The organism is Flavobacterium sp. SLB02, assembly GCF_009664855.1.
Taxonomy (GTDB): domain Bacteria; phylum Bacteroidota; class Bacteroidia; order Flavobacteriales; family Flavobacteriaceae; genus Flavobacterium.
On record NZ_CP045928.1, the window covers coordinates 1,291,240 to 1,314,980 of the forward strand.

Annotated in this window: 22 protein-coding genes and 1 pseudogene; 5 read left to right on the top strand and 18 right to left on the bottom strand. The window is 36.1% G+C overall.

The window, feature by feature from the left end; genetic code table 11:
* Positions 1 to 67: 67 nt before the first annotated feature.
* The 3 genes from GIY83_RS05190 to GIY83_RS05200 are packed head-to-tail and all read right to left on the bottom strand — an operon-like array spanning position 68 to position 1,484.
* The gene (locus GIY83_RS05190) at positions 68 to 613 is read right to left on the bottom strand and encodes a hypothetical protein (protein ID WP_229029218.1); all 546 of its coding nucleotides are present in this window, start codon (positions 611 to 613) and stop codon (positions 68 to 70) included.
* The gene (locus tag GIY83_RS05195; protein WP_208685354.1) at positions 570 to 1,031 is read right to left on the bottom strand and encodes a hypothetical protein; all 462 of its coding nucleotides are present in this window, start codon (positions 1,029 to 1,031) and stop codon (positions 570 to 572) included. The genes GIY83_RS05190 and GIY83_RS05195 overlap by 44 nt, the downstream gene beginning before the upstream one ends.
* A gap of 6 nt (positions 1,032 to 1,037) precedes the next feature.
* A complete protein-coding gene (locus GIY83_RS05200) occupies positions 1,038 to 1,484 on the bottom strand; it encodes a hypothetical protein (protein WP_208685356.1) in 447 nt (148 codons plus the stop codon).
* Positions 1,485 to 1,789: 305 nt separating this feature from the next.
* Between GIY83_RS05200 and GIY83_RS05205 the strand changes: the two genes are divergently transcribed.
* The 3 genes from GIY83_RS05205 (at position 1,790) to GIY83_RS05215 (ending at position 4,952) form a co-directional block, all read left to right on the top strand.
* Complete coding sequence (locus GIY83_RS05205; RefSeq protein ID WP_229029219.1) at positions 1,790 to 3,745, top strand: sensor histidine kinase; 1,956 nt, start codon at positions 1,790 to 1,792, stop codon at positions 3,743 to 3,745.
* On the top strand, positions 3,745 to 4,485 hold the full coding sequence (locus GIY83_RS05210) for a LytTR family DNA-binding domain-containing protein (RefSeq protein ID WP_208685360.1): 741 nt from the start codon (positions 3,745 to 3,747) through the stop codon (positions 4,483 to 4,485). Before GIY83_RS05205 ends, GIY83_RS05210 begins: the two co-directional genes overlap by 1 nt.
* A gap of 137 nt (positions 4,486 to 4,622) precedes the next feature.
* Positions 4,623 to 4,952 (top strand): DUF4870 domain-containing protein, encoded by a 330-nt coding sequence (locus GIY83_RS05215; protein WP_208685362.1) that lies wholly within the window; start codon positions 4,623 to 4,625, stop codon positions 4,950 to 4,952.
* An 842-nt stretch (positions 4,953 to 5,794) separates the two neighbouring features.
* On the opposite strand, the gene GIY83_RS05220 is transcribed toward GIY83_RS05215, so the two are convergent.
* The 12 genes from GIY83_RS05220 to GIY83_RS24860 form a co-directional block, all read right to left on the bottom strand.
* Entirely contained in the window at positions 5,795 to 7,255 is a 1,461-nt protein-coding gene (locus GIY83_RS05220; RefSeq protein ID WP_208685364.1) for an FAD-binding oxidoreductase, read from the bottom strand.
* Between the two features lie 39 nt (positions 7,256 to 7,294).
* On the bottom strand, positions 7,295 to 8,041 hold the full coding sequence (locus tag GIY83_RS05225; RefSeq protein WP_208685366.1) for a Dabb family protein: 747 nt from the start codon (positions 8,039 to 8,041) through the stop codon (positions 7,295 to 7,297).
* 19 nt (positions 8,042 to 8,060) lie between these two features.
* Entirely contained in the window at positions 8,061 to 9,080 is a 1,020-nt protein-coding gene (locus GIY83_RS05230; protein WP_208685368.1) for a heme-binding protein, read from the bottom strand.
* A 59-nt stretch (positions 9,081 to 9,139) separates the two neighbouring features.
* Positions 9,140 to 9,502, bottom strand: a complete 363-nt coding sequence (locus GIY83_RS05235; RefSeq protein WP_194617485.1) for a putative quinol monooxygenase — start codon at positions 9,500 to 9,502, stop codon at positions 9,140 to 9,142.
* 45 nt (positions 9,503 to 9,547) lie between these two features.
* Complete coding sequence (locus GIY83_RS05240) at positions 9,548 to 10,804, bottom strand: ferritin-like protein (protein ID WP_208685370.1); 1,257 nt, start codon at positions 10,802 to 10,804, stop codon at positions 9,548 to 9,550.
* Positions 10,805 to 10,808: 4 nt separating this feature from the next.
* A complete protein-coding gene (locus tag GIY83_RS05245; RefSeq protein ID WP_208685372.1) occupies positions 10,809 to 12,689 on the bottom strand; it encodes a GMC family oxidoreductase in 1,881 nt (626 codons plus the stop codon).
* A complete protein-coding gene (locus tag GIY83_RS05250; protein WP_194617488.1) occupies positions 12,679 to 13,134 on the bottom strand; it encodes a hypothetical protein in 456 nt (151 codons plus the stop codon). The genes GIY83_RS05245 and GIY83_RS05250 overlap by 11 nt, the downstream gene beginning before the upstream one ends.
* A gap of 71 nt (positions 13,135 to 13,205) precedes the next feature.
* Entirely contained in the window at positions 13,206 to 14,651 is a 1,446-nt protein-coding gene (locus tag GIY83_RS05255) for a hypothetical protein (RefSeq protein WP_208685374.1), read from the bottom strand.
* Between the two features lie 67 nt (positions 14,652 to 14,718).
* Positions 14,719 to 15,189 (bottom strand): hypothetical protein, encoded by a 471-nt coding sequence (locus GIY83_RS05260; protein ID WP_208685376.1) that lies wholly within the window; start codon positions 15,187 to 15,189, stop codon positions 14,719 to 14,721.
* A 974-nt stretch (positions 15,190 to 16,163) separates the two neighbouring features.
* The gene (locus GIY83_RS05270) at positions 16,164 to 17,498 is read right to left on the bottom strand and encodes an amidohydrolase family protein (RefSeq protein ID WP_208685380.1); all 1,335 of its coding nucleotides are present in this window, start codon (positions 17,496 to 17,498) and stop codon (positions 16,164 to 16,166) included.
* Positions 17,499 to 18,140: 642 nt separating this feature from the next.
* Complete coding sequence (locus GIY83_RS24855; protein ID WP_229029220.1) at positions 18,141 to 18,431, bottom strand: hypothetical protein; 291 nt, start codon at positions 18,429 to 18,431, stop codon at positions 18,141 to 18,143.
* 25 nt (positions 18,432 to 18,456) lie between these two features.
* A complete protein-coding gene (locus GIY83_RS24860) occupies positions 18,457 to 18,867 on the bottom strand; it encodes a hypothetical protein (RefSeq protein WP_229029221.1) in 411 nt (136 codons plus the stop codon).
* Between the two features lie 336 nt (positions 18,868 to 19,203).
* Here GIY83_RS24860 and GIY83_RS24865 point away from each other — a divergent pair.
* A pseudogene (locus tag GIY83_RS24865) lies at positions 19,204 to 19,392 on the top strand (endonuclease/exonuclease/phosphatase); the annotation flags it as partial.
* A gap of 289 nt (positions 19,393 to 19,681) precedes the next feature.
* Here the strand turns inward: GIY83_RS24865 and GIY83_RS05280 are convergent.
* Positions 19,682 to 20,971 (bottom strand): hypothetical protein, encoded by a 1,290-nt coding sequence (locus GIY83_RS05280; RefSeq protein WP_194617499.1) that lies wholly within the window; start codon positions 20,969 to 20,971, stop codon positions 19,682 to 19,684.
* A 369-nt stretch (positions 20,972 to 21,340) separates the two neighbouring features.
* Between GIY83_RS05280 and GIY83_RS05285 the strand changes: the two genes are divergently transcribed.
* The gene (locus GIY83_RS05285; protein WP_208685382.1) at positions 21,341 to 21,517 is read left to right on the top strand and encodes an IS6 family transposase; all 177 of its coding nucleotides are present in this window, start codon (positions 21,341 to 21,343) and stop codon (positions 21,515 to 21,517) included.
* Between the two features lie 441 nt (positions 21,518 to 21,958).
* Here the strand turns inward: GIY83_RS05285 and GIY83_RS05290 are convergent, their stop codons facing one another.
* Together GIY83_RS05290 and GIY83_RS05295 are read right to left on the bottom strand one after the other, a co-directional pair.
* Positions 21,959 to 23,044, bottom strand: a complete 1,086-nt coding sequence (locus tag GIY83_RS05290; protein WP_208685384.1) for an alpha/beta hydrolase — start codon at positions 23,042 to 23,044, stop codon at positions 21,959 to 21,961.
* Positions 23,045 to 23,052: 8 nt separating this feature from the next.
* The gene (locus GIY83_RS05295) at positions 23,053 to 23,628 is read right to left on the bottom strand and encodes a sugar O-acetyltransferase (RefSeq protein ID WP_208685386.1); all 576 of its coding nucleotides are present in this window, start codon (positions 23,626 to 23,628) and stop codon (positions 23,053 to 23,055) included.
* Positions 23,629 to 23,741 lie beyond the last annotated feature (113 nt).

Below are 23,741 nucleotides of genomic sequence, written 5' to 3' on the forward strand. Positions count from 1 at the left end.
GTTTGTTTTGAAATTTACTTTTGAGTTTAGTTTTTTTTTAAAACAGTAGGTCTATTTTACTTTTTAATTAAATTTTTACTTTACAGGCTGATTCTATTATTGTATAAATTTTTGCCAGGATCTGATCTTCATATTCTTTTTGCCTGTTATCACTTTTTTTTCCACAACCAAAGTTCTCACTTATTGTGTAACTTTTTATAAAATGACTTTTTTTAGCTCCTAATCTATAATGCCAGCTTCCCATTTCTGAATTCACAAAAATAACGGCCTCTTCTAATGTCATTATTTTTTTCTTTGAACCAATAGGGCTGTCTCTAAAAACAGCATTATTTTTTAAATCAAAAGTATAGCATATTTTGGCCCTGATTAGAATATCATACAAGCTATGAATGCAAGAGTATCCAAGCAGCACATAGATAGAGTAGTACAGCACTTCTCCTATAACATCTTTAAAAAAAGGTAAAATAAGGGCAGCTATAAAAATGCCAATTAAAAAATACTGAGATAATTTTTGCAATGACTTTGTAGGCTGTAACGAAATTGAATCTGGTTTTTGATGAAAATTATATTTATCGCTGAGCTTCATGATTGTGTAGTATTTCATCAATTTCATTGGCAAGATTTTGCATTTTTTGAGTCGTAAAACCCTGTGATAAAATCGCGTATTTTTCTTTTCCGTCTTTTAGATAACAAATATTTAATGATGTATTGGTTGTAATTAAGTACTGCTTGGTTCTAACGAGTTCAAAGTTTTGAAAATCTTGTAATCTCACGCGGATAGAAGGAACAATAAGACCGCTTTTTAAAATAAACTCTTTTTTATCCAGATCTATAGTTACATCTTTGATCCAAATCGAAATAAAACAAAGAACCGATAAAATGCCCAAAATCCAGGCTATTCCAAGTTCATTGATCCAGATGCCGGCAGCAGCAATGCCGGCAAGCCCAAAACTGACAATCAAACCAAAAGTATATTCCTTTTTCATGACATATCGGTTTGCATCTTTTTTAAAATATTTAAGTTTTGTCATAAAATTTTATTCTATTGTTATACCATCGATAATTACCAGACTGCAGTTAAGGGAAAAATAACTACTCGAATAATCTCCATTAAGCTGATCGCTCAAGGCATCTAGTGTTGCGCCTTTAAATTCAAATTTCCTGGAAGGTGCTTTTCCATAGATATCTACCATTGTTAATTGCCCGTCAAGACCATTTTTGCTCTTTGCAAAAGCGCGCAGTAAATTGAGATCTTGTTTTTCAAAATCAATTGAGAGAAAATAATTTTTTTGTGAAGTATCACTAGCAGCAGCAGGCCTGGTAAAAGAAAAGGTAGCCGTACGAACCCCAGAGGTTATGGATTTATTGCCGTCTTTTACGGTGATTTCTATTTTTAAGCGTTTTTCTTCTAGTTGCTGGGCAGATGACAATCCGGTTACAAAACAAAAGATTATTATTAGTAATGAAAGACTTTTCTTATTCATAATAGTGTGTTTTTTAAATTTATTTATTAAAGACAAGATTACGCCATAGATAAGCTAATAACAATTGCCAATTGGTAAATGGTAGCTTTGGGTTTTTATTTGGTCCACTTTGAATTATATTATAAAATTCAGTTCTTTTTTTGTGTTTTAATAGGTTGTAATTAAGTGTTTTATATAGAGGTAATCCCTTGTGAAATATTTGGTCAGTCTGATCACAATTTGTATTTTGCCATTATTTAACCCCATTTATGAGCTCATTTTATATATTCAATCAGAAAAAAATTAAGAAGGTATATTTGTTTTTTTTGATACTATTGACCACCAATATCCAGGCACAAAACATTTCTTTGATTGAAAAAATGGCAAGTCAGGGGTATGCAAAACGTTTTGATGATACTATTGCTTGTTTAAAAATTCAGAAACAAGCCCTTGCCTTGGCAATAAAAAATAAAAGCAAAGAAGACCAGGTGATTTGTTATTCTTATCTGGCTTTGACTCAAAGACGTTTGATTAATTTAAAAGCCTATATTCATTATGCCGATAGGGCATATTATCTTTCTAAAAAAGTGAATAAAACAAGGGTTAAGGCTCATGCTGCTCTTGCGATGGGATCTTTAAAATCTTATATAGAAGATCAGCCTGAGGCGTTAAATTATTTATTAGAAGCTTACAGATTATTTACTAAAGTAAAGGCGCATGATCAATGCGCTAGAATAGCATCAGACATATCGTATCTTTTTTCACCTGAATCTCCTTCAAAAGTTGAAAAGTATGCCAGAGAAGCGATCGAACATGCAAGGAAATCCGGGGATGCTGAAAGTGAGCTTTATGCAAGACTTGCCTTTGGAAGTTATCTTATAGATAAAATGGAAACCGGCACGCAAACAGATTGGAGAAATGCTGTTGCTTTTTTTGAACAAACCGTTTGGATCGCCCAGAGAAATGCAGATAAAATAGACAGTAAAAGCAATATGGGAATTGCCTATATCAATCTGGCAGATCTCTATACAAAAGGGCCCAAGCCACTTAATGAAAAGTCATTTCTGGAGAATCTTGAAAAAGCAACCCTTATCGCAAAAAAATATAACATAAAAATTATTTACCGAAGTGCTATAGGCCTTAAAGGATTTTATCTGACTCAAAAAGGGAATTATGCTCAGGCCCAAGTTGTATTTGCAGAGGGAATCAAATACCAAAAAAGTCTGCCTTACACCGATAATTATATTTTGGCCACTTTTTATAATAGTTTAAAAGATCTTTCTGTCAAGCGAAATGATTTTAAGGCCTACTATGCTTATGACACGCTTTTTACAAAATACAATCAGTTAAAATATAAAGCCTCAGCCGAGTCGATGCTGCAAAATTCCGAGGCCAGGTACGAATCATCTAAAAAAGCAGAGCGCATTAAAGAGCTTGTACTGGAGAATGAATTGCAGCAGAAGAACAAATTATTGGGCTACATCATTGCCGCAGTACTGCTAATTGGACTTGTTTTTATGTTTCGTTCTTATTATTACCGACAGCGATATTATCAAAAGAGGGAAGATTTCTTAAAGCAAGAGCAAACTAACAGCGCCCTGAAAATGCAGCTTATGGAGAAAGATACAATGGAGAATTTATCGGCTCGATTATCCCTTGAGAGGCGCTTACTTCGCTCTCAAATGGATCCGCATTTTATTTTTAATGCTTTGGGGAATATTCAAAGTATGATCCTGCAGAAAGATACCGCTCCTGCCGTTTCGTATCTCAATAAATTTGCAAAGTTAACCCGGCAGGTATTAGAGCAGTCCAGAGAAGAAACCATCTGGCTCGAAGAGGAAATAAATACCTTAAAAAACTATATAGAACTCCAGCAGCTTCGTCTAAATAATGGTTTTGATTATACCATTCAATGCGATAATGCAATCCAAAAAGATATACTTATTCCGCCCTTGTTATTACAGCCTTTTATAGAAAATGCAATAGAACATGGTATAAAACCAATGCCAAGCACTACAAGGGGATTGATTGAAATTTACTTTAAATTGGATGAAAAACAGCAAATTTTAATTTGCACCATTAAAGATAATGGAATAGGATTGGCCGCGTCAAAAAAATTAAAAGCCGACAATGCGCACCAATCGCTTTCCACAACAATTACCGATGAAAGATTAAGTAAAATGCAAAAAGAAAATCCCGATGCTGGTTTTCAGATTATAGAACGTGATGCTCTAGCAGAGGGGCACGGCTGTATCGTAATTTTAAATATTCCCATACTCTAATGATATATAAAACAATAATCGTTGAAGATGAATACAGGCTCAGAGAAGCCTTATCTATTATGCTTGAAATGGTGGCTGGAGATACAGTTCAGATCATAGGATATGCAGAGAGTGTTCAAGAAGCCAAAAAAATTATCGAGAGATTACAACCTGATTTAGTTTTTATGGATATTATGCTCAAAGACGGAACTGGCTTTGATGTTTTACAGCAGATTTCCTTTGACTCATTTAATCTGATTTTCACAACTGCTTATCAAGAGCATGCTGTCGATGCGTTTAAGTACAGCGCTGTGGATTATCTGCTAAAACCAATCGATCCACAGGAACTTAAAATGGCTATAGATCGCATTGCAGTTTTAAAACAAAGAGTGTTGCAAAAAGAACAAATTAGTGAACTGAGAAACAATCTTTCTAAAACTCCTGACCGCATTGTACTGCCAACTCAGGAAGCAATGTATGTGGTCAAGTTAGATCAAATTATTAGATGCGAAACTTCAGGATCTTATACTACCTTTTTTTTAACTGATGCAAGAAAAATAATGGTATCAAAATCACTAAAAAATTATGAGGATATCCTATTGGCTCCTGAGTTTTTTCGTGTCCATCAATCACATCTAATCAATGTAAATGCGATTTTGAGTTATTCGCGTGAAGGAATGATATATATGAATGATAAATCAGTTGTGCCTATTTCTAGAGGGAAAAAAGAACAATTTTTTAAGTTAATGAAAGATCAATAGTTTCTTGAAGCCCAATTGCAATATATGTCCTTAAGTGTGACAAATACCAATTGAAAGCAGCTAATGGCAAAGTGTTTATTGTGATTTTGTTTGGGTGAGTCTACTTTTGACTTATATAAATAAAATAAAATAAAACGATGAACAATAAAACATTATCAATCCTGAGCTATATCACCATTATTGGCTGGATAATAGCTTATGTAAAGAACAAAGATGTAACTCCAAAGAGCGATCTGGTTACCTATCATTTAAAACAAGGTTTCGGCATCTTTTTAATTTCATTGATCACCAATATTATTCTTTCTGTAGTTGTATCGATACTTCCGGCATTATTTTTTTTGTCTTATGTGGGTTATGCGATTCTAATTTTGTGGATTTTCGGAATAATAAATGCAGCAAATGAACAAAAGAAGCCAATTCCGGTCGTTGGAAAAATATTTGAGGATAAGTTTGATTTTGTAAACTAAAAATCCATTTTTTTGACTTTAGTGTAGGTTTTTGTTTTTTTTTGGAAAGTAAATTTATTTCTATACTGTTGCGGGCTATATTGATAAGTATTAAAGCTGTTTTTATTTTAACTTGTAGTTTTTAATAATCTTAACAGACCTTTTTTTTTAAAGTAATATATGCTGAGAATAATATGGAATTTGATTACCTAATTTAAAAAAGGAGTTGTCTTCAGAACAAATAGAAGACAGCTCCTTTTTGGTTTTGGTGAGAGAAACAGCACAAATTTCTATACATTTTATGAAAGATTTCAAGAGATTGGCTTACTGGATGTAGAGACTGTCTTTATATGTCTTCAGGATTTTGGTTTGGATGTCCTGTTGGGGATTCAAGGGCTGGAGATTGGATAAAACCTATATCAAAGTGAAAGGTATTAATACTTTTTTTACAAAGTAAAAGCAAACCGATTTTTCTGGCACCAAGTATAGGCTATTACGCCGAGCTTATGCTGAAATTTTCTAAAGATTGCGCCGGGGAGAATTTTGATATTTTTAGGTTATCTGTTTATTGTACAGCAGGAATTACTCCAAATATTCCTTTTCTAGCAGGAATTAGTGGATAGATGCAGCTTGGTAGAAATGGAACTCAATTCGATATTTACTACGGCCCAATGGTATCTGTAAAATATACTACAAAACCAAAGCAGCGAGAGACATTTGATCGTGTTGATGGTGGCGAAGATTAGGGGGTAAACTTAAAGAGTTAAACCACGTTGACTTTATGTTGCAAAAGAGTACATTTTTATTTTAAATCCCTGACAGCTGTTGCAAAAGTATCAGGGATTTTAAGTTTCCACTCTAAATTATACTCTCGTCCTGTTTATCGGACTGATATCGGTAAGTTCTTTAGTTGGGTTGAAAGTTGAACCAACACTTTGCTGAAAATTAAAATAGTTGTTGGGATCAAATTTCTTTTTAAGAGCTAAGAGTCGTTTGTAATTAATACCGTAATACTTCTCTGTCCAGTTGTGCTGTAATGGATCTATATAGTTTACATAAGCACCAGTAGCATTTCCGGCATCAGAGAGTCTTTCGAAAAATTCGTAAGCCCATTCTACATTTTTGAGTGTATCGCCTGGTTTATTAAGATCCCATATAGCTTTAATTTCAGGAATAAAACGGCTATTTCTGTGTACATAAGCTGTCGCATCTGCAGCAACATTTTCGATAACACCTCCGGCATGTGTCCATACAGCAAAGCTATCAGCAGACGGAGCTTTGTTCATTGACTCAATAATTACCTTGGCTACTTTGTTATTCATTCCGTGTTTTGGTAAAACAGTAGAACGTATATATGAACTTCTTCCGTCAACTCTTGTGGTATAACCATTGTAGAATTCCCAGTCTGGAAGTGTCATGTTAAAAAGGTCGGCATTAATAGGTTTTAATTTCAATAGTCCTTGCAAAAGATCAATGCCCTCAGCACCATCACCATTAAAAACAGGGGTTAGACCTAATACTTTTACATTTGTAGTTTTATCTATTAAGTCTTTTTGATTTCCCATAAAACCATATACAGCCATTGCATTTGGTAAGGTTTCTACCCATTCATTGTAATAGCCCAGTACATCTTCGGCCATTTCTAGTGGATAACGAATTTGTCCTACCAGCATTTTTTTTTTTAATGGTTTTCTGACCTTCATTTCCATTTCGACAACAATTCCGAAATTTCCTCCACCGCCGCCACAGCATGCCCAGAAGAGATCCATATCATCCTGAGATTTGCTGTGTACACCAATGTGTCTTAATTCGCCATCGGGAGTAACAATTTTTAAACTTTCAAGGTTATCGATGCTCATTCCGTAAGAACGCGAAACAAAACTATATCCTCCGCCAAGCATGAAACCCGGAGGGGCAACAGTGGGACAGCCTCCGCCAACAGGAATAAGTCCTGTAGCTGTGGCTTGCATGAATTTATAAACATCATACCATATTACGCCCATTTCGGCAACGACTGTTTCCTTTTTAGGATTAAAGGTAATTTTGTTTAAATTTTTCATGGCAATTACAACACCTCCTTGGTTTAGACAATATCCTGCAGCACTGTGTCCGCCTCCTTTTATCGACAGAGGAAGATTGTGGTTAATGGCAAATTTGAGCCCAAACTTAACGTCTTCCACTACGGCAGGAAAAATAATAAGGCGAGGTCTGAACTGAATGCGTCCGTTATCTATATGTACGGTTTGTTCATATTCGGCATCACCGGGCTGAACTACATAACCGCTTAATTCACGGGCTAGTTCCTGTATTGCTGTACCTATCATAATTTTATTTTTTAGGTTATGTTTTTGAAATAGTAGAGATTATCTGGCAAGGCAATACACTTTTGACTGGTATTTGATATAAGAGTCGAAAATGTAAGTATTGGCAATCATTCCGGCAGTTGCAGCAAAAAATTCGTCATGCTTTTTACTTTTCAGATAATGGTCGTATGCTTTTTTGCTTTCGTAAACAATAGAAATAGCGACTTGAAAATTTCGTACCGATACATCTCTTTTGATATCAGTAAGTCCGCCTGTTACAAATTGTTGGATGCCTGGATGTCCAGAAAGATATTTTTTGCAGATCGCTGTAAATTTTTTAATATTTTCTTCTGATTTATCCCTCAGGGAGAAATACAGATCGTGAAACAAACTTTGCGGATAATTACCATCGGCACCAATAGATTGTGGTTCAGATGAATTTCCTCCAATAATCAGATGGCTAACATTTGCGTCCATAACACGTCTTGTTGTGCCGGGAACCCATCTGTTTACATCTATGACAAATTGATTGTGTGCTTGATCATTGGCATTGTATAAATTAAAAGAGGCTTGATCTTTAAAGAGCTGGTGCATGGCAATATCATATTTAAGATCATTTTCAGGTCTGGTCATATCATCGGCTCTTGTCCCTATCCAAAAAGAAATCATTCCTTGTGATTCAGAAAGGTACTCTCTGGCTTCGGCCATGTAAGCCTCTACAATATCGGCAGTATTGCTTGTACCTAAATTAAAATAAGTACTGTGTAGCAACATGGGGGCTTTATTATTATTATTATTATTATTCATTTGATTTTTTATTTAGTGGTTATGCCTGAAGGCGAAGTGTTGCCACTGAAATATGTGGCCATTTAATTTCGACAATAGATCCGTCAGGAGCAAAAACAGGAAAATCCAGAATTACAGTTTGTGTGTATTGTAATTGAAGAAAAGTAGTTTTGTCCAGATTTTGAACTGTTTCGATCCAAAAAATAGCCGAAAGACTATTGGCATTGGCGTTCACATTTACAAAAGGAATATTGGTAATACCACCAAGAGGAGCTGTAACTCCGGTATTAGCCACTCCCTCTATTGGGTTAGCATCTAAAAGAATAACTACCGTTTCGATAATATTTTGTCCCTCGATAGCATTTTTAAGAAGAATGTTGGGATCCATGATTGCATCGGCAGGAATTCCCGCAGGCGGAACGGCATTTTTTAATTGTGACAAATACGTTTCACTTACGTCATTTACTCTTTTGCCGTCGATAATAAAAAAAGGTGTAGGATCGGCAAGCTCAAAGACAGGAGGTCCGGGAACGGTAAAAAAAGTTCCTTGTGCCAAAAGTGAATCACCATGGGGAATTGAACCCAATCGCGCAATACTAGGCTGTACCAAAGGATCAGAACCGCCTGGAAGATTTAAGAATAAACCCGTTTCTAGGTGAATTCCGTTTTGACCGCTTGGAAGATTAACATCATCTACTTGTTGTAAATAGTGCAATCCCTGAAATGCAATATCTGATTGTGCATTTCCGCGGTTAATAATATCACCTCCAATGTTAGAGAATGTAAAAGTTTCTGCTGTTGAATTTAATATAATTTTGAATTTGTCTGTGGGTGGCGGACCTGGTTTAGCCTGATTCATGTTGGGTACTTCGATCAGGTTGAAACCCGGACCAACCCAGGTTCCTATAAGAGATTCTAATACACCCAGATTAACAGGCGCAGCTTCTAAAGCCGAAGCTTTAAATTTTGATTGAGGCCCCTTGTTTTCTATTTTTGCTTCTAGCTTATTTAAACCTGACAGGTTTAGATTCGCTAACGGATTATTTTGCTCTAATGCCATTTGATTTGTTTTTAAATTGATTTGTTTTTGATGTGGTAAAAATATTTGAAGGCTTTGCCTTAAAGTGCTTTTCGACTAAATCCTTGAATCTGAGTAAGTACCTCAGTGGTCATGAAAACTTGTGGCGGCGTACTAAAATCACTCAGAAACAAGTCTCCGTAGGTTTTTACAAATGCTGTAAATATTGGACCATTAACATGTTTAAAAAATGCATTTTGGTCTTGATAAACTTCCCAGAAAAGAACTTCGCCCTGAGCAGGTGTAGGCAAACTTTTTTCTTTAAAGTTGGGAACATGTACCATATAGAGTAATGTTTCAGGCTCATTTTGCTGCACATCTTTTGCCAGTTGTATTAAAGCTGCTGTAGCTTTTTCTTCATTTCCGGGCAGGATAGTCCATTTTGCTTCTAGTGGATAATACATAATTTTGTTTTTTATTGGTTAAAAATTTAAAATTGAAGTGGGTTGTTATAATTCTACATATTCAAAAGTTGGACCTGCACATTCTCCGTTTCCTAATGGAATATTTAGTAATTCAAGGGCTTTGTATTTAAGATCATACATCACTGTAATTCCTTTTATAAGCAGGTCAGGATCACCGCTTACTGCATCGTTTATGCCGTTAAGCAGTGCTACATATACTTTATTGAATTCGATAGCTTTTTGTAATAATTCCGGATTACCTTCATAATCTTTCATTTTAGGGTTTGCCTTCATATTATAAACAGATGACCAGCTTACGGTAAAAGGACGGCCTGTAGGAACGCTTCTTACCGGCATCTGGAAATTGGTATCGTTTGCACTATACATGCGTCCGTAGCATATTTCCTGAAATTTAAAGTAATGAGCATATTCGATATCTTCACCAAACATCACATGATCAGTAGCGATAGTTCCGTCGATGCCTTCACCTTGACCAACGATTTCTCCAATAGCAATTTCGGCTTCGTCATAATTGGTGACTTTATTGATTTTGCCACCGCTTCCGTAATAATGTTCAGGGCCTATCTGACGTTTTGGGTCTCCAATAAAAATTCCGCCCGGAGTTGCTTTATTCAAACGAAGTAAACCATAACGAATCGCTTCATAAAATTGACCTATACTGTCAAAATGCCCGGTAATTGGAGCTTTTGGATCAGAAGGTCTCTCGATAGTAGAAAACTCATCAAGGGCTTCTCTTGAAAATTTAAGGAGCTGAACTTTAAAAGCAGGAAATCCTTCTGGCACTTCGGGAACAATTCCACCTGGAAGAGCAGTTGGATAGTTTGGAATAATTTCTTTTACATTAAAAAGTTTTTTTCCTTCTATCTTTTTTGGATCTGTAATGGCGTTAAGAATGTTTGCAACCAAAACCATATGGAGCATTTCTTCAACTACAACACTCCTGATAAGTGCGCCTGCCTCTACATTACTGCCTTCCTTGATGGTATAAAGTCCACACAAGTAAGGAGGAATTGTAGAAAGTTCTAATTGCAATGCAGTTCTAAGGCATTCCTGAAGGTGATCAATGCTTTTGATGTAACTTTCTACTTTTTTTTGAGGCATTGCTTTTAAACTGAAAGCTTTAGAATCGCTTTTGAGCAACGCAGCATTTATGGTAGAAGTTGTTTCTAAATTTTCTGCAATAAATGAGGTAATGTCATCAGCACCAATACTTGTATCGGTAAGTGGCTTAATTAGCTTTTGACGGTTTGGATTGTTTTCCTGAAAGAATTTATTTTCCATGATGTTATTGTTCAAGTTGTTTAAGAATGGCTTCGGCTGCTTTAAAAGTTAAGGCAGACATTGTTAGAGTAGGATTAGAAGTTCCCAGCGTTGGCATATTACCGCAGCCTACCAGAAACAGGTTTTCGTGGTCCCAGGTACGCATATTAGCATCTACTACAGAATCTTCTTTAGTAAATCCCATACGGTGAGTTCCTACGATATGTCCCGCACCGGCAAAAGTGTATCCCTTGCCTTTGTAGGTAACATAGTCAGGATCTGTTGGGTTATAGGATGTGAAATCCTCAATATCGCACTGGCTGAACATTTGCTCAGAAACAATTCCTGATGCTTCAAAAGCTTTTAGCATATATTCGGTTGCCCTGTAGTGTATTACAGGTCTGTAGTTGCCAATATTGTCTTTATAAGCCGGATCAATAGTAACACGGTTATTTGGGTCTGGCGCCTGCTCACACTCAAAATGTGTAAAGAACTGACGCGTCACGATATTTTCTATGTGACTACGTAATGCATTACCAATAAGTCCTTCATTAACAGCATTAATAACATTTGTTGCCGGAGCATTTGTAGGCCACGCCCAACCCCAGTTATCAAGAGGAAGAATCCATGCCGCATGATTTTTACGGAATTCCCCGTCACGGAAAGTTGGAATATTAGTAGTAGAACCTGGACCACGATACGGATAAATAGGATCTTTAGAAAGTCCCCATCTTAAAACCGTCATGTGATCCATTAAGTTACGGCCCACTTGATCGCTGCTGTTTGCAGCTCCTGAGGCAAGTAATAACTTGGCATTTTCGATAGCGCTGGCGGCCATTACATATATGGTTCCTTTGGCTAGGTGGGTTTCATATTGGCTGGAACTGCCTTTTACATAAGTCTTATATTCAACTCCGTTAATCCAGTTTGAGGTTTCATTGATCAATAATTTCGAAGCTACGGCTTGTACTTTTATATCCAGATTTCCCATATCACATTTTCGAAGTGATTTTAGGGCGTTGTATTTGGCTTGTACCGGACAAATAGGCACACAGCTTGCATTTCCTTCGCAGCGTTGTCCTGTATAAGGATCCCAGTTTGATCCAACCGGATTGTAGTTTTTTAAATCATTTCTGGTAATGTCTAATGTTTTTGTAGCAAGGTTCCATTTGACACCCGTAATATCATACTCTGTATTAGGAATTGAATTTCGTCCTTGTGGCGTACTGATGCAATACAATTTATAAGGTTCGCCATTGAGTATAATTTTGCTGTTTGCATCGATCACTTTTTTCATTACCCCGTCCATGTAACTGGTCGGAATAGCTTTCATAGGAAATACATAATCTTTACCAAAGATGTTTTTCTCTTCGATAGGATAGTGCTGATCCTTAACATCGCCGGAAACACCAATTTCATTTTCGGCCATTTGGTAATAACGCGACATGTCTTCATACTTAATAGGCCAGTCTACACCAACGCCGTATTTTGATTTCATTTTAAAATCATTTGGCAGCATTCTTAGTGTTGTTCCAAGCCAGTGCAAAGTAGTACCTCCCGGAGCTCGTGTATTGTCACTTGCAAAAGGCACTGGCCCCATTTGTACCAGATATCCTTTAGTAGCAGGAACATTTTTTTGGATTACTTCTATATCCAGAACGTTTATAGATTGAGCATCTTTTATATTGGGATAAGGAGCGTTGGGTACTTTTGCCGAAGCATTATAAAAAGTGGTCAGGTAGTCCTGATAATTTTTATAATTAGCTTCCTGATCCATTGCTATACCAGCTGCAAGACCGGCTTCGAGCATTAAAACTTTTTTACCTGCATTGGTAAGAACCTTAGCTAGTATTGACCCCGCAATTCCGGAGCCAACAATTACTACATCATAATTGTTATTTTCCATTTGGTTTGCTTTTTAGGGGTGATTGTTTAACCGAAAGAGGAAGATCTGCCCATGAACCATAGCCGGGTTGTTTTGCTCCGGGCGGATGTGCATGTGCGGCATCCCACATCAGACCTTGTATGTATGATGCTGATGATATAACATCACCGTTCCAGTTTCCTGTGTACCAAAGTATAATGATGTTTTTAGTAAGTCCGCCGTACGCCGAATCAGGCAAATATTGTGTAGCTAAAGTGCTTTCGATACTTTGTGGCGTTTCTTTGGGATCTGAAAAAAGTTTTTGAAGATCAATAAAGAAGAATTCTATATCTACTTTATTTACATTCTGACGAATGGTGTTGTAATAACTTTCCAGCATTCCGGTTGCCTTGAGTTCGGTTTCAGTGAAACCAGTAAGAATTGCCGAAACTTTTAAAAAGAGCTTCGAATGTGAATTGGGTTCCATAATTTACATTGGTGTTAAGGGGTTAGAGATTTGTTTGTTTATTTTTTTTCAGAAAAAGGGTATTCAGAAAATTATTCTGCAGGGATTTGGTTAATAACACCTGCAATTTCTTTAAGAGATGAAATAGAAGGCAGGAGAAAATAAGCCGTTCCGCGGGTGACCACAAATTGAGGTAAAGGGCCGCGAACCACTATTTTTGTACCGTCTTCCATAGGAATGGTGAAGTTGGGATCAAAACTGTTATCTTTAATGCGGTTGGCGATTAAAGGATCCTGAGCTATTTTGGCTCTTGGATTAAATACAGGGCTAAAATTGTTTTTGTTAATCCATCCGTAAATGGTTTCAAACTGGCTGCTGATGTCGCCACACAAGAATAAACCAATCAAACCGCGGTCTGCTTTTGGATCAACAGACATTGGTGCTCCGTAGGGCATTCCTCGTCTTATAATGCGTGGTACAAGGGTTGAACCGGCAACTTTCACGCCTTCATCCCTTGGATTTGAGACTCTTGTATGTGCCGAAAAAGGACATTTAGCGCCTTTCATATCATCTGCCTTATATCCAAAATCAGTACTTTTTGAAGTGTCGTGGCTTGGATTATCCGCAGAAAGAACTAACGGAGAACCATTTCGCCAACGGCCGCACATTTTGGCAGCAAGCCATTCAACTGTATAATCTTTTGTTTGATTAATCTTTGGAGCGATCAGTTCTGCCTGTTGTTCTAAAAAATCATTAAATGTTTCAACATCCTGGTAGAGAATTCGAAACGCATTATAACAGCCGTTTTTAGCAAACTTACCTTCAGGACCAAAAAGAGGACCGGGAGTAGGATTTTCAAGTGTACTGTAACCAATCAGAAAGTTATTAAGATCTTGCTGGTCTTTACTAAGAGGATTGTCATTAAGTTCAGGTTCATCAATAGAATCTCTATATCTGAAATGAACATAATCAGATGGTACTAACAAATATTGCTCTAATCGACCTGATGCTGAATTTATTGGTTTTAACTCGCTAACTGCTTTATTACTTTTTTGGGCTGCTGTAGCTACAATGTCAACGATTCTTTCCTGTGCAGTAGGGTTCATTGCATAAGCGTGTACAACACAATGTACATCGGTGTTTGCGAATTTTTCATTCCACCATTTAGCGGGAACGCTTTTATTATCAACATCGAATAAGGACTGCTGTGCACCATTAGGATCCCAAGGGCCTTTTTTAAAGGTTGGTGGAAAACTTGAATTGTAGATATCGAGTTCGGGTTTCACAATTGCAATTCCTGCGGCTGTGAGACCAATATTGAGCATTATTTCAGGTTTTAAAGGTCCCCAGTCTTCTGCACTTTGCAGATGTGGAAGCAAATCCCTAACAAAGCCTCTTATGGAATCTAAATTATTCGGTTTATCGCTGAATTTAAAAAGCATATGTACAGAACAAGGATGCGTGTAGCCATTAATAATAAGCCCTTGTATATCCTGTAAATCCGGTTTAACAGCTTGGGGAGATTCTTTATAAATCATGAGATTAAGTTTTTAATTATAGAAAAACAGCCGGGTCATTTGACTCAGCTGTAGTGTTTTATGGGTTCTATTCTGCAGTTTCTTCTGCTTGTGAAAATGTAGCTACAATCTGCTCTACTGATTGTGAATAAGCGTAATAAAGATCACTAGATTGGCTTATATTACGGTCGTTAATGAAATTTGAAAAGAGACCGAAGTCAATTTTATTGGGGTCGGTTGGAAAGTCAGCAGGCTTGTTTGCCCATAAGTTGATAAGAACAAGAAAGGCAGCTTTAATCGTATCCGAATTATCAAAAAAGGCCTTCAGATACGTATTCATATCACCATCAAATTCGGTTATTACTAATATACCGGCGATACCCTTATTATCACTATTGGGCACAAGAGCAATTCTGGCATAATGAACAATTGCCATATTATCTAAAGAAGCCTTAGTCACTGGATTGTTAAAATTCGCTTGAGCATATTTAGCCGCAGCCTGTGCTTCGGGAGTCTGATAAATAGGAACATACATGGTTAATGGATTCACGGTTTGCATAGGAATTTGTTTTTAGGGATTGCTTACTCTTTGATCCCGTTTTCAGCGACGCGGGGTATTATAAATGCTAAGATTCAATACAATAACCTTGACTTTTGTATTGAAATTTACTAATCTAAATTACTGGAGATGCAAAATCAATTATGAAAAAATGACACCAAACCGGAATTATTAGTCATGAGAGAACCTAAAGAGAGGATAGGATTTTTTCTAATAAAATGATTCGTCTCTTAAAGTGTAATAAGTGTTTTTTATTTAGAATAAAAGTAAATGACAGACTAAGTTTGAACAACTTAATCTGGCTTAAAGTAGATTTTTATTTGGTGAAATTTTTTCAGGAAAAAGACGATTACTTTTTAATTTTGAAGATCATGAAAAATGTCGGTTCTCTCGCATTTGGGAATAACTTTATAATTTTAAACCCATCGAAAAATGAATACCAAAGCTCATTGTTATCCAAGGTCTATTATTCTGCAGGCAGTATATTTTAAGCTTAGATTTACTTTACGTTATCGAGATGTTGAAGAAATAATGAAGATAAGGGGATTGATTGTGGATCATGCTACGATCCAACGCTTAGTTTCTAGGTTAAATATTTGCTTTAAGCTATTTTTAGCAGCTCTTCCCACTATTGGTTTCAATCTTTTTTGCCAAACCCCGACATAAAAGGATTTCACTGCACACGAGCGAAGCGAACTGGCAAGCAATCGGGGCTAGGGCTGCTGAGGAGCCCGGCTCTTTAGACTAATAAAAATAAGCAAGGTTATAAAAAAATAGCGCCAATTGTCTTCAATTGGCGCCATTTGACTTGTTTGTGACTTCGAAGGGACAAATTTCTATAAATTTTATGGAAGATTTGAAGAGATTGGCGCACTACTGGTAATACCTGTCTTTGTATGGCATAAACAAATTGGTTTGGATGTCCTGTAGGGGATTGATAGAAAAAGTTATTAAATAATCTATCATCTAGGATATTATTTGTCAAGTATATTTTTATAAATGACACCATCTTTTATAATCAACAATAATGTTTTGTCATAATCTTCCATTATGCTCAAATTTACAATAGGATTTCCATCTATTAAGATAAGGTCGGCATAAGCCCCTTCTTCTATAACACCCAATTTGTTTGGATAGGGATTACGTGGTCCACTCATGGCAAGTAATTCTGCATTTGTAGATGTAGCCATTTTTAATATTTCATATGGCTTGTACCAGCGTAACAACTTTACAAGATCTCCTGCTCTTTTTGCCGAGTGCTCAGGCTCAAAAAGACAATCCGTTCCAAAGGCAGTTTTAATATTATATTTTTTTGCAAAATGGTAAGCTTTGTCAGTACCGCTCATCATAGTTTGTTGTTTTATACGGTTGGGTGAACCATCTGCATAAAGGCTTTTGCCTTCATCTATAAAAGGTTGCAGACTTAACCAAGCCTTTTTATCGGCTAACATTTTTGCTGTTGTATCATCAATAAGTTGAGCATGATCTATACAAAGCACTCCTGCACGTAAAGCAGTTTGTATGGCTCTTGGTGTATAGGCGTGAACGGTGACATACGTACCCCAGTTTTCTGCTGCATCAACGGCGGCTTTCATTTCTGCTTCTGTAAATTGAGATACATCTAAAGGATCGTAAGTTGAAGAAACACCACCACCTGCTGCTAGTTTTATTTGTGTGGCACCAAGGCGAAGTTGTTCCCGTAAACGTTTTAGGACTTGATCTGCACCGTCTGCTATGACTCCAAAATTATTACGTTCGGTAAAATCAAGGCTTGCTGCCAAATCTCTTGGAACAGCATTGGGAGTTAGAAAGTCGCCATGACCTCCGGTTTGGGAAATCATAGCACCTGAAGGATAAATACGCGGACCAATTACCAAGCCTCTGTCAATAGCCTTTTGTAATCCTGCGGCAGGACCAGCGAGGTCTCTGAAAGTTGTAAAGCCCTGCATTAGGTCTTTTTCTGCAGATTTAATAGCATTTGCAGTAATGTATTCTATATCGCTATTCATCAATTCCATAATACCCATCGACTCCATCATGATGTGTGTGTGGGCATCAATAAGACCTGGCATTAAGAATTTCCCTTTGCCATCAATAATAGTAGTATTTGCGCTTCTATCAGTTGGTATTGGAGATGTAGAAATTTTACTAATCAGATTATTAACAATCAAAAGATTTCCCTTAGTTGTTTTTTCATCCTTACCATTAAAAATTTCAACATCGTTGATCAGAATTATTTTTTGAGCCATTCCATAAAATGAACTCAGTAAAATTGCCATAACTAATAATTTTCGTTTTATAGGATACATATCTAAAAGGGATTTGAAGTTATAGTACTAATGTAGTAAATGTTATGTTAATTTGTTGATTTTTAGTGAGATATTAATCAATGTATTAGCTTCTTTAGAGCAGCCGTAAAAAGGTCAATTTTTGCAGTTTGTTGTTTAATTCCAAATATAAAAGTTATTCCTAAATGCTACAGAACTGCTTTTCACTATTTTAAGCTTTTGTTTTTAAAGGACTTCCCCTTTAATTCTTAAGGCAACTAATGCCGTCAGGATAATTTACAGTGTTTCTTTCTCTAGTAATTGTTTTACGAATAGGGCCTGCAACCATATTCTTGTATTTTATATTAATCTTCCCTTTTTTACCTGGCATAATCGCCGACCTGTATTTAGAACAATACATAAGCATTGTCATGAATCTAAATTACTGCAGGTACAAAATCAATTATAAAAAATGACACGAAACCAAGATTATAAGTCACCGGACCAACTGTATACTCAGTGAAATATGTTAAAACAAAAAATGCACAAAGCCTCAAGATATTTATGCATTTTTTATAAAATAGTTACCTGTAATAATTAAAGCTTGATGAGCAAAGTAAGGTATGTAGATTTTAAAACTTATCTTTAAGGGAGAGAGCGACTTAAAATTACATTACACTTTTTTTATTCAATTTTTACTTTTGCAACAAAAGAAGATACTGTTTTTGTATCATCACTATCTACGACTAGATAAATACCTAAGATATTATTTCTATATACTGTATTGGCACTTGTAACGCTTGAATCCGGAAAATCAATATCAATCCAATTGGCTTCTCCAAATGATCCGTCAGAATTTCTGTTTACAGTAACAAATGATGCTCCGTTTTTTTCTCCATTTACAGTAAGCCAGTCTGATGGCATATTATAGCCACCATTTTTAGCAACAGTAATACCTTCAAAATGAGTAATCATGGATAAAATGGTTTCATTTTTGTAACTAAATGACTTTAAGTTGTTGTTTTGTTTTAGCATTATAATCAACCAGAAAGGCCTGGCTTATTTTTCCAAATTCAGGGCTGGTATATCCTCCGGCCATTGTATAACTGTCTCCACCATTATGCCAAATACCATATAAAGTAGTTGTTAATGAATTGGGTAATTTAAATTCTATACATTGTTTATTTTTAATATCATACAGAAATGCGTATCCATTTTTATCGTTTCCAACATCATAATTTCCAACAGCAAGGCTGCCCATTACACTGTGAACAAATACGTTATTGGTATTTCCTGCGTTGGGTGATACCTGAACCCAGGTTCCTGAACCATCAACAGGCCCTTCGTAATAAAATCCGAGATTTCCACTTGGTGCTTTACCCGTAGAGGCTGATATTTTATAGGACCCCACAAATTGTATGGTGCCATGAGGTCCGTTATTAGGTCCATAGCAAGAAGTGTTGGTAACTGGGGCTTCTGTTGTACCCGGAAAATTAACAACATACCATTTTCCGTCGTTGCCGTTTCCTTTCAGTGATCCTTCATAAATTAATCCCTGAACAATATCGTTCTGCCCTAATAAGCTGCCTGCAATATATACATTGTCAGACTCTGAAACTCCTCTTATTCCCTGTATGGTTTTTTGTCCTGCAGGATTATTAAAATCTGCATAATTTACGATATGCAGTCAGAGGGCATTTTTTTCCTAAAGAAAGAAATTAAAGATACCTGAGCAATTTCAAAAATACTACCTTTTGGTCCTTCTGGAACCTTTAATGGTTTTAAGCATAATGAACCCGTAACACGATTGCTGGATTATATTTTTATATCTAAAGATGCTGGTTTTAAAGTAGAAAAATTTGCTGTTTTAAGCGATTCAAAAGACTTAAGATATCCATCCGACCATTTTCCTGTTTATGTAGAATTGAGTTATTAAGGGAATATATACAATAGAAAAGCAATTTTTTACAGGAGATGCTTTTGTCATAATTTAAGTGGTACTTATATTTAAATTTGGTTACCTTAAAGTTTTCCAATTCAATTCGGTTTGTTCTATAACTTGATGACTATGTATATTAAAACAAAATAGTCGAGTTTTTGAAAATACCTTGACTTCAATCCACACACCAGAGAGAATGAATTTTAAAAGAATTCTAAATAATAAAAGGAAACAGAGTAAATTTCTGTTTCCTTTTATATTGGTTTTTATGCAAAATAATCGGGATTTATTTACCGCTTGAGGCAGTAATTTTTCCTAATTGAAGTCTGTAATCTGGTCTTTTTGCATTATATAGGTCAACAAAAGTTTCTTTGTTGTCCGTGTGGGAATAAACATTAAAAAAGATGCTGTTACCGTACCAGTTTTCTAAATCTGTATTGTCAGTCTTGTTTTCTGTAAAGATATTGCCGCTGCATTGATTAAAGAACATCTCTTCGAATTTGATTTTTTTCAGGGTAACCTCATTGATTTCAGTTTTGCTGTCTATAAGCACCGCAGGATTAAAACCAGAAACTACACTTCTTTTTAATTCCAAAGATGCGTTTTCACCAACATAAACAGCTTCTTTAACTAAACCTGCCTGAATGTCTGCTGTAATATTTTCACTATCGTTTAGCATTGTCATGTTCGAAGCACTAACGAATGTAGATTTTTTGGTGAAGTCAGTTTCATTTTTCTTTTCATAGGTTCTTACCTCCAGACATCTGGATCCATCTTTGTTGCTCGATAAGTAAGAGGATCTCACGGCCAATGAATTAAATAATCGGCATTGGATCCCTTGTGTAAATTTAAAATCATCATTGATGGATTTGTAGGATACTAATTGAGCCGGGTTCACATCACCTCCATAAAAAGCAAATGAATCACCGCCTGAGTAACTTACCATGATATTCTCTAAAATGGTTTTATTGCCCACTCCTGCAATCGTCAATCCATTAAAACTATCCATTCCTTTAACTTTCTTACCGGCAAATTCAATTCGCACATATTTTAATACTCCTGAATTTGAAGCGGGGTTGTTCCCACCATATACAGTAAGTGCCGCATCAAGGTCCATATTATAAGAACCGGCATTGCCAAATTTATTTATTGGAGCATCACCAAGAATCACAACGCCTCCCCAATCTCCTGCTTTTTTCATGCTTTGGTTTGAGGTAAATACAATAGGGTCTGTTTCCAGTCCTGCGGCTATAATTTGTGCCCCTTTTGTGATTACAAGAGTACCTTTTGAAACAGCATCTCCAATAATTACTGTACCAGGCTCAATAGTGAGAACTGCATTATTAGTTACATATACATTTCCCTGAAGGATATATACATTTCTTTTCAACAGTTTTGTATTTTCAGTAATATTTCCTGCTAAAATTTGATTTGCATCTTTGGACTCGGCCTTTTGAGGCTTGAATTCTGTCCAGTTATCCAGCCAGTTGCTGTATCCTATAATTCCTTTTTCCTGTTGTGCACTTGCGCCGGCAGCTACGAGCAGCAGGCAAATCATTAGGGTAATTTTTTTCATAGTTTGGGGCTATTAGATATTATAAGGTCTTTAGACATCCGAAAAACAAAGTATATAAATTAACAACATTTTTTGCAATCTTCGCCAATCAATCTGAAAATTATATCTCTTTGAAAATGATAGCGCAAATCGCTGTGTTATCTATTACAAATATAGATAAACAAGTTGGAGTCTGCAGGGATTTACTCATATTTAACATCAGAATGATAAAATTTAACAGTGCGGCTAATATTACTTTTACTAGCAATTAAATACAAAACTTCGAAAGGCACGATAAACTACATGAACTGGTTGTTATATAACATCTAAAAGGGTTCTGTCGCATCTAAAGTTAAGTTTTATCCTTAGCTTTTTTAAATTCTTCAACTCATGAACATGAATACGAAAGATCATTGCTATGCGAAGTCTATTATACTGCAGGCAGTATATTTTAAGCTTAGATTTACATTAAGCTATCGGGATGTTGAAGAGATCATCAAAATGGGAGTAGTTTTTGTCGATCATGCTACTATTCAGCGCCGGGTTTATAAGTTTACACCTCATTGAAGCTATTTTTAGCAGCTCTTCCCGCTATTGGTTCCAATCTTTTGTGCCCAGCCCCGGCACAAAAGGATTTCACTGCACACGAGCAAAGCGAACTGGCGAAGTAATCGGGGCTAGGGCTGCTGAGGAGCCCGGCTCTTTAGACTAATAAAAATAAGTAAGGTTATAAAAAAACAGCGCCAATTGTCTTCAATTGACGCCATTTGGCCTGTTTGTGACAGCAACAGGACAAATTTCTATAAACTTTTTGGAAGACTTGAAGATTGGCTTACTGGAAGTAGAGGCTGTCTTTGTATGGCATAAACATTTTGGTTTGGATGTCCTGTTGGGGATTATGACTCCTATTTTAGTTTTTTAGTAATAATAAGTGATTAGAGATTTAGCGAGAAGATTTAATTGCATTAGAAGCTACTTCGATAATAATTTTTAAAAACTTAAAATTTCTTAATGTAAATATCTTTTAAAAAATGATTCTAACTTATCGAAAGGAATTAATTCAATTTTGTCGTACAAATCTACGTGTGCTGCACCTTTAACATAATATAATTCTTTAGGCTCTGCAGCATGTTTATAGGCATCTTCACTAAATTCTTTTGAATGAGCCTTGTCGCCAGTGATGAAAAGCAGCGGACGCGGTGAAATCGTTTCTATATCATTAAACGGATAGAAATTATTGAATTTTGTATTGCTGCTAAGTGTTGGATGGGTTGTGGTTTTTGGAGATCCACCTTTAGGTGTATATTGGCCACGTGGGGTTCGATAGAACTCATAAAATTCACGCTGGATAGGATCTGTTTTGTCATCTAATTGATGAACAGTTCCGCTGGTATATTTTGTGTCACCGCCTGCGAATTCGACATAACGCTGTTCTGCAGCTTCAAGTTGATTTTTCTTTCTTTGCTCAACTGTCAGAGAATGGTTTAGTCCATTACGACTTGCTGAACCCATATCATACATGCTAAGCGTTGCAATAGCCTTTATTCTTGGGTCAATCTTTGCCGCACTAATAACAAAGCTTCCGCTTCCACACACTCCAATCGCTCCAATATTATTTCTATCGACAAATGGTCGCGTTCCCAAAAAGTCAACAGCAGCACTAAAATCTTCAGCGTAAATTTCGGGAGCTACTACATTTCTAGGTTCACCTGCGCTTTCTCCCCAAAAAGATAAATCAATCGCTAAAGTTATAAATCCACGGTCTGCCATTTCTGAAGCATAAACATCAGCGCTTTGTTCCTTAACTGCTCCCATGGGATGCCCAACAACAATAGCAGGATGTTTTGCATTAGGATCAAAATTGTTCGGTGTAAATAAGTGCCCGACAACCTCCATATTATATTGGTTCTTAAAAGCAACGCGATGCATTGTAACATGATCACTGACTTTAAAAGTTGTATATTCTTTTGATTCTATTTGTTCCATTTTTTTCGTTTTTGCAGATTGGTTCTTTTGCTCTTTTTCTTTTTTTTGTGTGCAGGCCTGAACTAATATCATTAGGCTAACGATTGCTAAAATTCTAATTTTCATCATCTTTTTTATTAGTTGTCATTTATTGTCTTAATAAATTTTGCCGGAATACCACCCACAATAGTATTGTCAGGAACATTTTTAGATACTACAGCCCCAGCGGCTACAATTGAATTTTCCCCAATAGTAACTCCTGGAAGAATAGTTGCATTTGCACCTATCCAGGCATTTTTTTTAATATGTATATGACCTGGAACAAGTGAATGTCTTTGATTAATAGCTACAGGATGTCCCTCAGATAGTAGACTGACTTTAGGCGCAATAAGTACATTATCTTCTATTGTAATACCTCCTAATGTCAAAAATGTACAATCAAAGTTGATAAACACATTTTTACCGATACTTAGGTGTTTTCCATAATTGATATACAATGGCGTAAATACAGTTGTGTTTTTATCAATTTGAGTTTTTGTAATTTGACTTAGTATCATTCTGATCTTCTCAGCATCAGAAGAATTATTCATTTGAAGCAGTAATTCTTTAGCAGCATAAGAAGCTTCCCTAAGCTCATGAATCTGAGGATCGTTTGGATTAATAGTCTCACCATTTCGTAATCTTTCAAATATATCTCTCGCTATTGCTTTCATTTTTAGTGTTTTTTAATATCTTTTTACAATACAAAATTAAAAACAAAGCCCCGCAGTAACTTTACTGCGAGGCTCAAATGTCTTTTCTGAGAAGCTCAATTTTTGCAACAAAT